This window comes from Xenorhabdus sp. KJ12.1 (assembly GCF_963876495.1).
Taxonomy (GTDB): domain Bacteria; phylum Pseudomonadota; class Gammaproteobacteria; order Enterobacterales; family Enterobacteriaceae; genus Xenorhabdus; species Xenorhabdus stockiae.
Genome location: NZ_CAWNQH010000024.1, coordinates 1 through 16,539, shown reverse-complemented (window position 1 = coordinate 16,539; position 16,539 = coordinate 1). Strand labels below are relative to the sequence as shown.

Here is a 16,539-nt window from a genome sequence, read left to right as displayed (position 1 = left end):
GCAGCCAGAGATAAATTATCTCTGGCTGTCAGCAGTCTGAAGCGGTGCCATTGTCACCGCTTCAATCAGGGCAGAACTTATTATTTCTTATCGGCTGCGATACGATTACGAACGTGTTCAGCACGTTCCTTTGAAGGTGGGTGTGAATCAAACATACTGGTTTCACCACTGCCCAGCTTAGCCAGTTTTTCGAAACTGGTTGCCAAGCCTTCAGTTTTAATATTGCGCTTTTTCAGTAGCTCATAAGAGAAGTCATCAGCCTGACTTTCCTGATGTTGTGAAAACTGCGAGTTGAGCAGTTTTTGCCCCAGATCTGCAAGTTGAGAATCGCTCAACTGTGCTGCGACACCACCGGCTGATGCTGCTGCGGTACGCGCAGCAACGGCTGCATAGGCAACCTGCATTGCTTTACGCGAGTGGCCCAATGCAACGTGCCCCATTTCATGGCCCAGAACACCTTCGACTTCATTATCGTTCATCATATTCATCAGGCCGCTGTATACACGTACACAACCATTAGCCATTGCCCATGCGTTTACATCATCAGTCAGATAAACCTTGTAGTTAACTGGAGTACCATTAATTTCGTGTCCTAATGCTTTGGCGATTTTGTTCAGACGCTTAGCGTATTGGCTGGATGCGGGGGCAATTTTATTCTGTGCATCCATATCTCTACATGATTGGTCAGATAGCTGTTTAACATCAGAATCATTTAGCGTCGCTGCCTTGAATAATTGCATCCCAGAGCTGGCCAGCATTCCATGATCAAGATTCTGACAACCCGTCAGCATTACAGCAGAAACAGCTACCGCGACAAGAGATTTCATTTTCATAACGTTGTTTTTTCCTTTGCAATACACGCAGCCCTAATACTTTTAGGGCATTAAAAGATGATGCATTTTGCTAAAAATAATAATAGGAATAAACTCTAATAATGGTGATTATGTGAATTTGATAACGTTTTAAACAAAATAATCAAACTATAAGTAGAGTAATTTAGTTTAATTTAACAAATATAGCACAGTATGCGTTATCTTTTTGCCGTAAATGATCGCCGTGCTAGAAAAGATAATGCTGTTAACCAGAATGGGAACGTCCATTACGATAACTCCTTTTAAGCAGTAGCAGCAAGTCAGTTTAGCTAGATCATCTTGGCTACTTTTTATGGAGTTCTATCCTGGTAATGAGATAAATAATAACCATTGAAATAGGAAATGAGATCAATATCCAATTTAGAGACTGATCTTTAATGAATCGGTAACTGGTTGAAAAATTAAGGATATAAATTAGTGTAATAGCATTATTTATGACACTGATTAAAATAACAGAAAGAATCATATATAAACTTTCCTTTAATTTATTTCGAAGCAAAAAAATAGTAATGCAGAAAAGAAACAGTGAATTGTTAGTCAGCATTAGATAATTAGTGCTACAAATAAGAAAGGATAGTTCATCTAAGGTGTGTTTATTGCTTGACCATAAAGTTAAAATCTCCTTAGTAGTTAAATCGATAGAAATAAAACCCATGTTGCTAATAATGAATAGAGATATTATTAGTAATGTATAAAATAATGACTGAATCCACATTCAATCCCCCTTCTATTTTTTTTTGAATAAATTATCAGCAACGCATTCGTTTTTAAAACTAATCAGTATTCACATTAATTCAATACAAATTTACGTTATTAAATATTCGTTGAATGACTGTCTCTATTAGCAATGATAGAGTTACTGTCTTAAAGGAATTTTATACTTAACTTGTAAGAGCAGACTACTTCTAAATTAAAATAGCGATAGGGAATTTTATGCGAGTCCAAAAACCGATCAACTCAGGATTTAGTTCATCATCGACAGCCTCGGATATACTTAAAGGTATTGATATTAAAGGTAAGACAGCTTTTATCACAGGTGGGCATTCGGGGCTGGGATATGAGGCCACCAAAGCACTATCAGAAGCAGGCGCTCATGTGGTCGTGGGGGCAAGGGATATATTGAATGCTTCTAAGACATTAAGTGAGCTAAGCAATATAACAATTCTTCCACTTGATCTTTCCGATGTTAATTCTGTTAGGAAATTAGCGAATTATATCAATGCGAATAAATATCTCTTTGATTATGTGATTTGTAATGCTGGCATTATGGCGTCTCCGGAAAAACGGGTTGGCCCGGGATGGGAATCACAGTTTGCCACAAATCATGTTGGCCATTACGTACTGGTAAATCTCATATGGAATAATATCCGAGTAGGAGGGAGAATCGTGTGTGTTTCTTCTGCTGGGCATCACAATTCACCAATCAGATGGGATGATATTCAATTTACCAGTGGTTATGACAAGTGGGTGGCATATGCACAGTCTAAAACTGCAAATATACTTTTTGCATTACAGCTGGATGAATATGGGAAAGATAAAAACATCAGGGCGTTTTCTCTGCATCCGGGGAAAATATTTACCCCACTTCAGCGGCATTTGTCTTATGAAGAGATGGAGAGCGAGGGATGGTTGGATAAGGATGGTAATCCAATTGACCCAACTTTTAAATCTCCGGCACAAGGTGCTGCGACTGAGGTATGGGCTGCAACAAACCCAGTTTTGAATGGATTGGGAGGACTTTATTGTGAAGATTGTGATATTGCCGGGCTTGCATCAGATTATAAAGAACCTTTTACTGGTGTTTGTGAATATGCAATTGATTTGTCAGAAGCCTTAAAGTTGTGGAACTTCACAGCTAATCTCACTGGTGTAAATACATTTGTAACCAAAGACTAAATTAAAAAATGAAGACAGGAAAAAACGGATATTGCGCTTAGAATAAATGCTAAATTAAACCAGATGAATAGGGAGCATTAAATGAAGCAATTCAATAAAAATGCAATAGCTTATGATGCTGTCAGAGGAAAAATTACTTATCCTGACAAGTTGTATCATTCACTCGTAGCTCGCGCACCAACAAATGAAACAGCATTAGATATTGGTTGTGGTAATGGTGTTTCTACGACTCGTTTGAAAAAATACTTCGCATACGTTGAAGGGGTTGATTTGGGTGATGAATTGATTAAACGAGCGCGTCATAATTATCCTGATATTATTTTTAGTATCTCACCAACAGAAACTTTTTCGGTGTCACATTCATATGATCTGATCACAAGTGCTACCTCTTTTTATTGGATGGATCGTAAGGCGGTGCTAATGAACCTGAAAAACTGGCTGAAACCCAGTGGACTGTTTTGTGCCTATAAGTACGATTTTCCTCTGGTTTATGGGCCACTGCGAGATTACATTGAAAAAGAGCTGGTTACTCGCTGGGCTAAGTATCGTGATCCACGGCTCACTCAATATGATAATACTTTGGAGCTGATGAGTGAATGTTCCCACCTGTATAATCTACAGCGCGAAGTGTTTGCCAACATTATTTTCCTTTCACCAGAAGAAGTGGCGCTTTTTTTCTTATCCACCAGTTATGTCACTCATTATATTGAGCAGGAAGGTGGTGAGTTGTATTTCAATGAATTTATGAGGAAAGTGATTGAGATAGGAGGTACTGAATCAGTAGCTGTTAACTTTGATATTCATGCCTTTACTGCGGTTAATCGTTAGGAGGAATTATTGATGTTGTGATAAATGTTCAGATAGTGCCTAATAATTATCTGCGGTACATTTCCATGAATGTTGGACAAGATAATATTTTGAGGGGAAGTTTTGCCAAATGCTGACGAAGACTCAAATTATTCCTCTCTATACATTGGGTATAGTTTTTACTGATCTTCCCGTTAGAATCCAGATTATCATGCTGTTCAAATCCCTTTCATAAAAATTCAATACGTCTTAGTTATGTGTTAATGTTTTTCATGGCTATTTTCTCTAGGATTTAAACACACTGGAACGAAAGAAATAATTGAACAAATCATCAAGACCATACTCCACCCATATATTGTATAAATATAGGATGAAACAAATCCTCCGAAGGCACCACCGATTATAAAACTTGTCATATAACAACTTGCAGCGCGAGCCTCATTCCCTTTACAGGAAAGATACAAATTCCTTTGATTGTTGACATGTATTAACTGAATAAACGCATCAATCAGTAATGCGCCTATTATAGTACTTAAAATGTATCTTTTAGAACTAACCATAATAATTAAGGCTATGACAGATAATAAATAGAGGATTTTATTTTTATAATTTATTCTTTTTAAGATATAAGATGAAAACAGAGCAGAGGAAGCACCTGCAATACCAACCAGTGAAAAAACTCCTATTTCTGATTGGCTAAAATTAAATGATGTTGTCAGAAACATGGATACATTACTCCAGAATGCTGAGAATACGAACATAATGACAAAGGCATTAAAACAATAATACCGGATAATGCCATTCTCAATGATGCCTGTTATATTAAGACATAAAATATCTCGATAATTTTTAACCATGTTTTTTTCTGTTATTTCTGGTGCTGAATAATTTTTTAATAAAAATAAACCAGAAAATAGCATCAAAATGCTTGAAATAATATATATTGATTTCCAATCCCAAATTTTACTAAAGATACTTGACAAAAATCTTGAAAAAAGAATACCAATCAATATCCCAGCCATGATCCGACCAATATATATCGTTCCATTCTTTTTTTTACTTAATCCTGCAATGATTAATGGAATGGCTGAGGTTCCAACACCAATAAAAACAGACATCAATAACAGGGTGTAATAGTTGTCACATACAAAAAAAACTAATAACGATAATGATGATATGAGGTAAAGGATAGCTATTAGTCTCTTTTTGTTATAGAAATCACCTAATGGTATTATAAAAAATAGTGATACAGCATTACCCACCAGAGATAACGAATATAGCATGGATGCTTTTTCATAAGAAGATACCAACAGGTTATCCCTAATAATGGGGATTAGTGGCTGAACATAATACATGTTAGCAGCAGTAAAAGCACATATTATGGCTATCAGTGTTATTAGTATACTATCATTAAATTTTTTCATATTCATATTTCACTTATTTAAACAACCAGATACGAGTAAAATTCCGTCAAAGTGATGTATGTTCTACCCTAAAAAATAGGAAAATATTTTTTTAGATGCTTGATGTTATTTGAAATTTTCCCGTTATTTTTGATATAAAACAGATTTATTTGAAAGGCGCTCAATTAAACAGGAATGATTTGGTGAGTTTATTATTAACAAAAGGTAATTTCTATGAATGCAGCGAATAAGGTTGATTAATCTCTTTTTTCATGGAGGATAATCAACGAGCTCATCAATGTGGTTGATACTAAAATGAAAGTAAATGAAATAAACACTCATTCAATGTGAAGTAAATTTACAATAAATAATGTTTCGAGAGTTATATTTTCTGTTGTAATTAATAGTTTATTTATTCACCGGCTTGCTCGGCGATACTTCTGAATAAACATTAAATGCTAGGCGGTTTTCTTTTTTATTGGTTATGTCAGAGGTGGAATCGAAAATCACTCTAACATTGCATGCTAAATAAGCTCAGACTGTGCTAATAGGTCAATGAATCTGGGGTCATGCCTCCAATAGTTAGATTGCTTCTGAAAGATAGTATTCACGCTCAATGAACGTGCCTATCACTTTGTCGTGCATTTCTTCGGATTTGGAGTAGCCAATAGTTTTCCGATTTAGCCGTTTGATGCGAGTACGCAGGGTGAGATTGGTTCTTTCGATACGCTGAGTGAATGTCTTGCCTCTGAGAGGTTTTTCCACAGGAAGGCAATTGTAAACGACATAATCATCTGTACAGTAAAATTTAATTTTGAACGGAGCCAGAAGTGCCAGCAATTTTTTCAGTGCCTTCTGACTGCGGTCACCAAATACATGCGCCACTATCTGCTTCTTCTTTGGCTCCCAGGCATACCAAAGCCAACGCTAATTCTTCTTGCTACCGACAAATGACCACTGTTCGTCGATTTCACAGATAATATGGATATCACTTCCCGCCAGAGGCCTTGTCGCTACCTGTCTTGGTTCAAGTTTTTTAACGTGCGAAGCACGGTGTTGATACCGACCTTCAGGACGCGAGCGGTGTCTCTGATACCACTGTTATTCTCTGCCATATCAACGATTTGTTCTTTCACTCCGGGTTTACAGGCTTGATAGGTGTAATTCAGTTGAAAGGTTTTACGGCAGGCATAGCAGTGATATCGAGGATGTCCACTGCTTCCTTTGCCATGTCCTTTGACATCTTCTGTTTTGTGACAGTAACGACAAACTACATCAACTTTAGCCATATCTCACCAGTAATAAAAAGTGAGAAGTTTATCACAACATCTAATTATTGGGAGCATGACCCATTTACTTAGTTTGGAGCCATTGTGTAGATAACAAAAAAATCCCAGCTATGACGCTGGGATTTTTTGTTGTCGAGAATAATGCCTTGGGAGATGGATTTGGCCCGAATTCATTCTGGGTGTAAATGGCTAATTCAGTTAGCTCAGATGCATCATTATCCTCTGAGTTATACAGTAAAGGAAAAACGGTAGAAGAAATAACTGAAGCGATAAAATCCTCACATAAGAGACCATTGTTGGGAGTTGAATATAAAGTTAAGCCTTATTTGAAAGGTGAAGCTGAATTTGAAGCAGGTTGGGCTGGATTTGCTGAAGTATCGTTGGAACCATACAAATTTGTAATTAATGGTGGGGAAACAACCGCTATCGGTGTTCATACTGGCGCAACTGTTGGAGTAGAATTTGGTCCTTACTTCCCAGGTTCGTTAGGCTCCTTGAATAAAGACTATTCTTTTGACCTAGGTTTTGGTTCAGTAGGGCTGTCAGTAGGAAAAGATGGAATAGGTACATCATTAGGTGCCGGGCTATCATATGGTTTGAAAGGAACACAAAAAATCTCATTGGGTGAAGTAGACATAAATGGCAAAGAGGGTGCTGAAATATATAAATATGAGTTTAAGGAAAAATAAATATGATTGTATATATTCCGACCCTGTTTCTAAATTTGTGTAATTGCCTGTTTTTGATATGTTTAATTTATCAACTAAAACAGGTGAAAAGATGGACGAGAAACAGTTACAAGCCCTGGCTACTGAGCTGGCTAAGAATCTCAAAACGCCCGAAGATTTAAGTCAGCTCTCCCGTTTCCTCAAAAAACTGACCGTGGAAACGGCCCTTCAAGCCGAACTGGCCGCACATCTGAGCCATGAAAAACACCAACCCAAAACGGGTTCTAATACCCGGAATGGCTACTCCGCTAAAACGCTACTGACTGAAGAAGGCGGACTGGCGCTGCAAATTCCCCGCGATCGTGAAAGTACCTTTGAACCCCAAATCATCAGGAAAAATCAAACGCGGATTACGGGCAGGGACAGCCAGATACTGGCCCTGTAAGCCAGAGGAATGACCACTCGCGATATCGCCAGCGCGTTCAAAGAACTCTATGATGCTGAAGTTTCACCGTCACTGATTGCCAAAGTGACCGATGCGGTCAAAGAGCAGGTCATTGAGTGGCAAAGCCGCCCCTTGGACAGCTTGTATCCGATTGTTTATCTGGACTGCCTGGTGGTTAAAGTGCGTCAGGATAACCGGATTATCAATAAATCGGTCTTCATCGCGTTAGGTATTAATACCGAAGGTCACAAGGAGCTGCTGGGCTTATGGCTGGCCGAGAATGAAGGAGCGAAGTTCTGGCTTGGCGACCGATTTGAATCCCGCATTACTCAATGAAACCATGTAAAACAGACTATTAACCACCCTGTTAAACGATTGTCCTATCGGATTTTCAACCCACTGCCTGATTGCAGGCTGATGCAGTAAAGATTAAGGAGAAATGAATCACGTCAAGATAATGATGCGTTCATCCTGAGCTGATCAGGCACTGAACGGGGAGCATGTCATCGCTGTGCTGAGCACATCGCGAGCTCCTGCAATAACTCAACACAATCCCGCCCTGCTATAACAAAATCATATTAATATGACATAATGCCTGTATTCACATAACAAAAGGATAAAGTAAGATGGGCTACAGTCTGGATTTTCAAAAGCGAGTACTGGCATACAAAGAAAAGTATTCGTTGACATTCGAACAAACGAGTAACCATTTTGATATTTCTATGCGCACCTTATTTCGGTGGTATCACAAAATAGAACCCTGCGTGACACCCAAGCATTAATATGATTCTGCTATAGATAATGATAATAACCCCGGTTTTAGTCTCCGGGAAACTAAAGCAGGCCAACAATACTGGAGCCTACTCTATGACCGGGTTGAAAAACTTGATGATGCTTTCTTCAAAAAACTGCCCGAAACCGATATCGCTAATATCGTGATGTTTATTGGTGAACTGACAGACATATGGCGGGGATTTATCCCACTACTTTTCAGAACTGGCTAAGGTCGTTATAAAGCCTTTAGCGTCATAATCAGACAATAAATTAAACTAAAACAACAAGATAATAGACATCATCGCTATAAATCAACTAACTGATTTATACATATGATTATTTTATAAAAAATTAATCGATGCTTGTAATTACTTATTGATAATGATAATAATTATCAATTCTGTTTAGGTAGATATCTTTAGATATTATGACTGATTTTTGCTCAAATACAGCCAAGGGATTACTGGAATGATTTATATGTCCAAAGACTTCGAAGAATTGCTCAATACTCTGATCGATCAACAGATCAAGGCGGCGGGCCGTCAGACTGAATGGTTTGACATGGATACCAACGCGCGTGCCGACTATATCAAGCAGGTAAACGAACGGTTGCAAGAAATGCAGCAGAGTACCCTGAGTGTATTGGCTGCACAGCATTTTCAGATGCAGGAAAATCCTGTTTCTATCGAGGATCATTTGCAGACACTAGAGAGAAGCCGGCAGGAGCTGGACAAACGACCTAACACGCCGGCAAGAGAGGCCTACAAGCTGCAACTGGAGCGCGATATCCGGATATACAGAACGCAGCAGGCGGCCATCACACACTTTGACAACGCTAGGAAAAAGGCCTTGAATATTCTCAGTGATGATCTCCCCTTGGATGCGGAGACTCTGAGGAAGAACGCAGCAGACAAGCAGGCTCAGTTAGATACCGAGATCACGTCTCAGGAAACGTTTCTGAAACCGCTTCTGGAACAGCAACTCACTATACAGGAGAAGGCTGACCCCGAGTTAAACTCAAAAGACGTGAAGCGCATTTTAGAAAAATTAAGCTCAAAATACGTGAAGCACTTTTCCAATCTGCAGGCCTACAAGTATGTCAAAACTCGCTACAACGACTTTCTCAAGGCAACCCCTACGGAAGAAGTGGAGGCCCTCAACAAGCTGACCAAAATACCCCAAACCTCCGATAATCTGCCGGTAAATGTTTCACTGTTAATGATGGAGGAACGTCCTGGATACATCCGCATGAGTGTCGCTCTGGTTGATACCAGCCCCGATGGACGCTTCAAGGATTTCTTCATGAGGGACGGCAGGCTGGTCGTGCCGGAGGGCAGGGTATTCAACTTTTCCTTTGGTACTCCAGCCCGCTCCCTGGCTTGGCAACAACAATACCGGCTCAAGTATGAGCCATCCTTGCGCTCCCCGACCTATGCACCAATTCGCTCAGTACTGGTCAAAATCAAATTCGTCGAGAAGTTTTTCGCTAACTATCTGGTTTCGGAAAACTCAGAGCGCGAAGGCCTCAAGGAGCATTTTCTGGATAACGATCGCAAAATATTATTGAGCAACGTTGACCGCAAGGTACCGAACCAAATAGGAATTAAGGTGTCCAGCAGATCCGATAAGTTTCCATTGGCTAGCACCTTGAGTGACTTAATCAACCAGAATGCTGATATCACCAGCTTCCGGACTACCAGCTTGGAGGATTTTCGCAATAACAGTTATGACCCGGATCGTGATGGGCTTTTCACTCATATCCATGAGCTGGAACGCTCGGTTGGTTTTGCCGATCGCCAGTACTTGCTGGAAATGCCACAGGGCGAAACCTACCTGTCCGCAACGCCCTTTTTGAAGATAAGCGTTGAAGGCGACAAGATCGACAGTAAGCACTTGACTCAGACGCAGACCGCCGAATTGTATCAATACAACGCCGCATTTTTCGAGAAGCTGGATCTATTGCGAGACAAGGGTGCGGAAGCCAGCCATTTGTTTGAAGACAGCGGAGAACGCAACGTGTTCGAGCAGCAACTGGTGCGTTTGCTCGAACGCAACCACATCACCCCCGCAGCGGTGTTGGAGTCGAAGAACTTCAATGCCAAAACGCGCGATATCAAGGGTAATAATCTGAACAAGGTGTTGTGGGAAAAGGAATTTGCCACTTCGGTCTGGGAAAACATCGAATATGACCCGCTATTGTTCAAATTAGCGAATAAACTGAATACTCTCGTGTTCTCCTCCAAGATGGTGGACAAGATCCTAGAAAATAACTATGTGCAAAGTGACATCGCCCAATCTAAGGAGTTACTGGCACAGCAGTACGAACAATGGCGCATTCAGGCCATCGAAGAAGAAACTCAGCGGATCAACCGACAGCATCCAAACAACCCGAAAAAACAGGATGTCAATCATACCGAAGTTGAGCGTTCGGTGAACAAAAAGCTACTCACCTTGTTGTTGGCTGGTCCCGAGAGCCTTGAGAGCAACGAGGTACAACCGGATCTGACGGCTGAAAAGTCACGAGAGGCGCTGTTGAGCAATAAGGGCAGAAGCCTGCGCAAACAGGCCTTGTTCCATGTCTTACGCCCAGTAGCCGATAGCTATTCTAAACGTGCAGTCCCGATAAATCCCCATGCTGAGCTGAGGTCGGAAAACGGTGAAAACAAGGTCATAATCAATAATCGGCTGAATCAGCCAGACCCGTATCTGCTCCTCAATACCCGCCCTGAAGAGCGGGTATATCATGATGGTTCGTACCTAATCAAGGACGATAAGTACCGCAGCTACAACCAATTCCGACCTGACCCTGAAAATAAAGCCACGCGCTACATGAATGATCTGGACACCCCGTTTATAGGCGGAATTTCAGGAACTACCCAGACTGTCAGCAATGTCTTACCGGAATTGTTTGATGGTGCGTTGAGTGTCAAGGAATACTGGGATTTCCAGATGGTCAATGCCGCCTTCATGATCCATAACGGCTATCACTCGTTCTTTGAAACCTTCTATGTCGCAGCACGTTACGAACCGGAAGGGAAGGGGAGTATCGGCAAGGACATGTTACAGATGTTCGACAAGTACCGCGATATAGGCAAAGAAAAAACGTTACAGGGTGAACTGTATGCCGGAGTGATAGATCTCATCAATAAGGGCTTACCAGAGTCTAAGAAGTTCCATTTACCACATTTTGGCCGCTATTTTGATCCGGAGAATAGTATATCGGAGAAGACAAGAACAGTAACACCAGATAAATCAGTCCCTATAAGGGATATGGTTAATCCACCACTGGAAAATAACCCAGATAATGCGCAGATTGATATCAGGCTGCTGGCGATGCTTAATCGTGCCGAAGATTTTCAGCAGGCCATGGAGCAGCTATACAGCAAAAATGCACTGTCCGCAGAAGAATGGCTGCCAGTACTGGGCAGCCTCAGGGAGGATGAGTCCCGGCCCGGAAGCTATTCTTTATGGTTTACTAATAGGGTACGGTCTGAGCTTCCTCCCCGGATATTCACGACGGATGACCAACGTATTATGGATTTTATTCATTCTTATGATAAAGAGCTCGAGACTGTCAGAAAAACGCACGAGTATACCAAAGGGAAACTAACCCAACGCACAGGTATCCTCGAAGCAGATGCTGTTCACGGACTGAATACCGCCTTTATGGTTAAGACTCTGATCCCATGGTTTGCTGATAGAAATCGCACCACCGTGTCCAGTGATAAGGTGCCTGATACGTTAGAGACCGCACTACAGGTGCACACTTATGTTAACTTGGCGCAGATGGCTCATGGTGCGCTGGAGGACGGCGCTAAACTCGCCAGTTTGTACAGAGCGATGGCCAGTGAAGGCCGGGGAGTGACCAGCAGCCTGTTTTCATCGCTGTCCCATGTCAGCACGGGTATCGGAGTGGGGTTAAATATCGTCAGTGTGATACTGGACAGCCTAGAACTGGCGCATGCACAGAATGAATCCCAGAAGGCTGTTTATGGTACTCAACTGGCGTTTGACAGTGCTGGCCTGGTGACAACTGGTGTGGGTATTGGCGCTGGGAGCTTAGGTGCCCCGATTGTTGCTGGTTTTGCCTCTTCGTTGGCAGTGCCACTGGCTGGTTTGGGTATTGGTTTTACGGCTCTGGCCGAAGCGTTCGGCAGGGTAGCCAGTGATGTACAGGCGGTAGGCAATTATTTTGCCGATCTGGAAGCAGCTTATCAGCAGGGTGGATACCGGCAGGCGGAAAAAGTGGCACAGGATGGCAGTCGTTATACGGTGATGGAACCAATCCCCGGCGCAGTAATCCGTCAGCTCGATTTGCGCCATGGTAATCTGACTTTTGACAGCCAGTATCTCTATCGCAACGACCCAACTTACTCATGGGGTTCAGGCCGGAGTAATTACTTTGGCTGGTGGCCCGGCAGGCCAGCTAATACTGATAAAAAACAGGCAATTAATATCCGTGAAGGCATCGGCTACAAACAGGCGCAGATCGACTTCCATTTCTCTCCCAGAAGCCGAGACATATTGATCTTGCCCGTTACCATGAAGTCCTACATTAATTACGAATATATGATCCTGCCCTTCGTCACTGCTCGCAACGACCGGGGATTTGACGTTCTGAGACGACTGGAAGAAGACGGACGATTCGACTTTGATTTTTATGCATTTCCCTCAGAACGCGTGGTACGCCGTATAAAGCCAGAATTTGTTGAAACACCGGTTGACATTATTCTGGACGATGAAGACCGGGATATTGTCATCCCGCAGTTACCGAAGGATATTCACGGGATCTTGTCCTACTCGTTGACTGGCGGAAAGGGCAAATACCGTATCAGCTTGCAGGAGGGTGTCTCTCTGTCCTTACAGGGGAATGACACCGCTACCCATTGGGTACTGGATGCCCGTCATATTCATTCTGATGATAACCCCAGTTTCAACAAAGAAGATAACAGACAACTGCATATTGGTAATATAAAGATAACCCTGCCTGAAACGTCGGTTAATATTTCCCTGATAAATAATGCAGGGGTATTTTCTGTCAAGCAGGACGAAAAGAATCAGCAGTGGCAGATAAAAGAGATTGAAACGAATGCTGAGCGATTTAACAGCCTTCAGGCTTTGCATGATCATCTCAGGCAGTTAAGCAATTCGGATCATCACAACAGGCCATATGTAGTGGTGGAACACTACCGACACTCACCACAGGAAAGCCGTCCTGTCGGCCGTGCATTCTATGAAACCGGTCGTGATCGTATGATTTACACTAACGTCCCTGACGCAGCAGATTTTCTCAACAATGTAGAGCTGGCGAGCGTTAAGGGTGATAAGGCATGGTTTTACCGGGATACCACGCTCTGGCAAGTGGATATTGTCAGTGGCGAAGTTCTGCGACAGTATCTGCCTATAATATTTCCGGAAAGTGATCAGGGGAAAATCAGCAGTCACGTGATGCAAAGCAATGACCAGCTTTGGTTTGTAGTGGAACAGCAGCGGGATGAAAACCTTATCTCGTATACTTATCAGGTGGAAGAGGAAGCACTGAAACTGGTGGCAGTTGACGGGAATACGACCATGCTGGCGACTCTGGATGAAGTCAGTAAAAAAATCTCGTTGCCTGTTCTTCTCGGTTCCAATGACGGTGAGTTTAATGGCCTGCTGGCACCACAGGCAGCGACGCAGAGGTTAAGCGTCGAGCTCTGCGCGCCGGAGCGTCAGGTTAAAAGCAGCCCGGCGGAGGTGATCAGCCTTTCTGGGAAAGTCGCGGGTGTGAACAGACATTACTGGTTACAGACTGATGGAAAACAGCTGCAAAATGTGGTCAGAATGAATCGGATAAATCCGGATCAGGAGGATGCCGACATCTTGGCTGAGCTGAAAAAGAAAAATCCGGATTTGCTGACCCTAACGGAGGATTTCACCCGCGTTTTCACCACGGCCGGTGATAAACCGGGTTATTATTTTTACAGCCATCAGAGACATAGTCTTTATTTTCAGCAGGATAATGGCCTGTCCAACACCCCGGCCAGCAAGGTGTCAGTTGATGATATCAGATCCGTATCCATCGTGAACAAGCAGTTGGTTGCACTCTCCAGCAATGGGAAATTGTGGCTGGCAGACGATCAGGGCAGTATCCGTCTGATCGGGGTAACGGTAGACTGGCTGCTGCAACCTCACCAGCAGGGTCTGACGGCCGCACTGAGACAGTTGGCACGGGATACTCCAGATCAGTTCAGTACCCTGCTGCTGCTGGGGTTGCAGGACAGAGACGGAAAACCCGTCAGTGCCTGGTATGACAGTAAGGCAGATTTGGTGGTGCAGGGCAGAGTTGGGCTCAATACAGAACACACTCTGGTCTATCTTGGTTTAGCGGAAGCGGAAGATGGCAGGCAGGCATGGATTTTTGACACTGACAACCATCAGTTATATCGCCAGCCTCTGTCGACGGAGACTGACCTTAAGTTGAGTGAAAAGCGGGTGCTTTCTGGGGAACCTGCCGCGGCGAAACCCTGGCTCCGGGCCAGCCATCAATACTCTAGTGTGGTTCGTCAGGGCAATACACTCCGGCTGGAAACCCCGGATGGAGCGGTCTTACTGCTGTCAGCTGATGCCAAGATGACAGACCATCCAGTGCTGATTGCCTGGCATGTGCAGGATCGCTCGGACAGTCAAATTGCCTCTGCCATTGAGGCACTCAGTAATGAGGCTGAATTATCGCAAGCCGTTAGACTGTTTTCTGAGCATGGTTATCCTGCGTGGTATTTGCCGAAAGAAAAGAAAACGCTTCGTTCCGCCGGTATACTTAACTCGGATCATGTTCTGCATTATCTGGGGCAGGTCGCCGGGCAGGAGGCCAGTTATGTCCATGACCAGACTACCGGAGATTTATGGCAAATCAGTGAAGGAGAATCCGGCTCCGCCCGAGTAGTGGGGAATTACCGTTTTGTTAACCGAACACCTGAGAGGCTGGTATTGCAGGTAGGGCAAGTTCCTCCGGGAACAAAAATCCACCTGCCGCAGCTAGCGGATATCGATAGACTGGCTATTACCGGACGTTCAGAAAAATTGTATTACTGGTTTTCTAACCCCGAAGTGTTGGCTCATTACCAACATATCACGATAGATGATCGGGGTCAGGATTCAATCATCCGGTTTTCTGATACCGGCATAGCCAACCTGTCACGGCAGCGCAGTGACCAAGATCTCGTGCTGCTTCATCAGGCAGCAGAAGACACCAGTATATGTATTGTCAATATTGAACAGGCGGCGCAGCGCGATATGAGGTTTGAAATCACGCTGAAGAGAATGAAGATAATTAACTTACTAAGAAGAATGGCCAACTTGATGGAATTAAACCCTGATGTCAGCTGTTTCGCGCTGGTATCAGAGGAAGGTGAACTCAGGATAAAACCAGCTGAGTGTACAGAGAAGTTAGAGTCGTTTTCATCTATTCTGACGAATTCAGTATTGTAACGCCTTACCGCAGTTATGATAGAACTGGAGTTGGTGAAAAAGTCTCCAGAGCGCAGTGTTTAGCAACTGGGCAAATCTGTATCTGCCCAATACCGTCGCTAATATTGCATCTCCACCAGCAAATTCATACATTGCTGGTGGAGTGTAAAGGCAGTTAACGCATCACGTACATAAGTAATGTCGAAATCTTTACCATTACTGATCCAAGTTAAGAACAGATTGTCATAAGCGATGAAGTGACCTAATTCGTTTTGAATGTATTTGAGGGTGTCGCTATCGCCCTCATTCAAATCTTTGAGCGATTGCTCATCAAATTCGTTTTGGATTAAGAACTGAATTTGCTTATCAGACAAAAAGTTATGAAAAATGAAGCCTAAGATATAATTTTTGTAGTCGTTTGCTTCGATTTTAGAACGCATTTGGTTAGTCGATTCCCAAATCTTGGCGGTCAGTTGTTGTTTATTCATGTTTTACTCTCATTACTATTCATCAATGACTGAGCAATGTGCTTAAATGAGGCAAAGCAGGTATCGAAATTGTATGTTTCTGTATCAAATCCCATTCGCTGTTGTCTCCCTATATGACCAAAGTCGTCAAGATGTGGGTCATGACTCCAATAGTTAGATTGACATATGCTCTATGGCTTTCAAAAGATAGCAAATTGCAAATGAATTAGTGAATTACGAACTAATATTTCTCTTCAAAAAAATACGTATCTAACCTGAATTCTGGATAAGAAATTGACGAGAGGCCTGTTCCAGGAGCAAAGTTTTGGTGAAAGCCTAAAACGACTCCGGGGAGGAACAGGCCATGGACAAGTTAGTTGAAATTTTCTGCGATGTCGACGACTTTTGTCGTCTTTTCATCCCCCAGTGGGAGCCGTTTTGTCTCGATAACGGATACCGCCTGCGCCGC

Annotated in this window: 8 protein-coding genes and 4 pseudogenes; 7 read left to right on the top strand and 5 right to left on the bottom strand. The window is 42.7% G+C overall.

Going from position 1 to position 16,539, the window contains the following annotated elements; genetic code table 11:
• Positions 1-80: 80 nt before the first annotated feature.
• Positions 81-833 carry a M48 family metalloprotease gene (locus AACS92_RS03085; RefSeq protein ID WP_099109901.1) on the bottom strand — a complete coding sequence of 251 codons (753 nt, stop codon included), beginning with the start codon at positions 831-833 and terminating at the stop codon, positions 81-83.
• 972 nt (positions 834-1,805) lie between these two features.
• On the opposite strand from AACS92_RS03085, the gene AACS92_RS03080 reads away from it, so the two are divergent.
• Positions 1,806-2,768 (top strand): oxidoreductase, encoded by a 963-nt coding sequence (locus AACS92_RS03080; protein WP_099109899.1) that lies wholly within the window; start codon positions 1,806-1,808, stop codon positions 2,766-2,768.
• Positions 2,769-2,849: 81 nt separating this feature from the next.
• Positions 2,850-3,596: a class I SAM-dependent methyltransferase gene (locus AACS92_RS03075; protein ID WP_099109898.1), complete on the top strand. Its 747-nt coding sequence runs from the start codon at positions 2,850-2,852 to the stop codon at positions 3,594-3,596.
• Between the two features lie 46 nt (positions 3,597-3,642).
• Here the strand turns inward: AACS92_RS03075 and AACS92_RS21820 are convergent, their stop codons facing one another.
• The 3 genes and pseudogenes from AACS92_RS21820 to AACS92_RS03065 all read right to left on the bottom strand — a co-directional run bounded on the left by AACS92_RS21820 (position 3,643) and on the right by AACS92_RS03065 (position 6,267).
• Complete coding sequence (locus AACS92_RS21820; RefSeq protein ID WP_369800386.1) at positions 3,643-3,762, bottom strand: IS1 family transposase; 120 nt, start codon at positions 3,760-3,762, stop codon at positions 3,643-3,645.
• Between the two features lie 73 nt (positions 3,763-3,835).
• Entirely contained in the window at positions 3,836-4,999 is a 1,164-nt protein-coding gene (locus AACS92_RS03070; RefSeq protein WP_193756923.1) for an MFS transporter, read from the bottom strand.
• A 561-nt stretch (positions 5,000-5,560) separates the two neighbouring features.
• Positions 5,561-6,267: pseudogene (locus AACS92_RS03065) on the bottom strand (IS1 family transposase).
• A 185-nt stretch (positions 6,268-6,452) separates the two neighbouring features.
• Between AACS92_RS03065 and AACS92_RS03060 the strand changes: the two are divergent.
• From AACS92_RS03060 to AACS92_RS03045, 4 genes and pseudogenes are all read left to right on the top strand, one after another.
• Positions 6,453-6,956 carry a polymorphic toxin type 25 domain-containing protein gene (locus AACS92_RS03060; protein WP_099109895.1) on the top strand — a complete coding sequence of 168 codons (504 nt, stop codon included), beginning with the start codon at positions 6,453-6,455 and terminating at the stop codon, positions 6,954-6,956.
• 91 nt (positions 6,957-7,047) lie between these two features.
• Positions 7,048-7,683: pseudogene (locus AACS92_RS03055) on the top strand (IS256 family transposase); the annotation flags it as partial.
• 323 nt (positions 7,684-8,006) lie between these two features.
• Positions 8,007-8,150, top strand: a pseudogene (locus tag AACS92_RS03050) (IS630 transposase-related protein); the annotation flags it as partial.
• Between the two features lie 481 nt (positions 8,151-8,631).
• Positions 8,632-15,624, top strand: a complete 6,993-nt coding sequence (locus AACS92_RS03045) for a TcdA/TcdB pore-forming domain-containing protein (RefSeq protein WP_241537933.1) — start codon at positions 8,632-8,634, stop codon at positions 15,622-15,624.
• Between the two features lie 98 nt (positions 15,625-15,722).
• Here the strand turns inward: AACS92_RS03045 and AACS92_RS03040 are convergent, their stop codons facing one another.
• Positions 15,723-16,091 carry a type I restriction-modification system subunit M N-terminal domain-containing protein gene (locus AACS92_RS03040; RefSeq protein ID WP_099109892.1) on the bottom strand — a complete coding sequence of 123 codons (369 nt, stop codon included), beginning with the start codon at positions 16,089-16,091 and terminating at the stop codon, positions 15,723-15,725.
• A gap of 343 nt (positions 16,092-16,434) precedes the next feature.
• On the opposite strand from AACS92_RS03040, the pseudogene AACS92_RS03035 reads away from it, so the two are divergent.
• A pseudogene (locus AACS92_RS03035) lies at positions 16,435-16,539 on the top strand (IS982 family transposase); the annotation flags it as partial.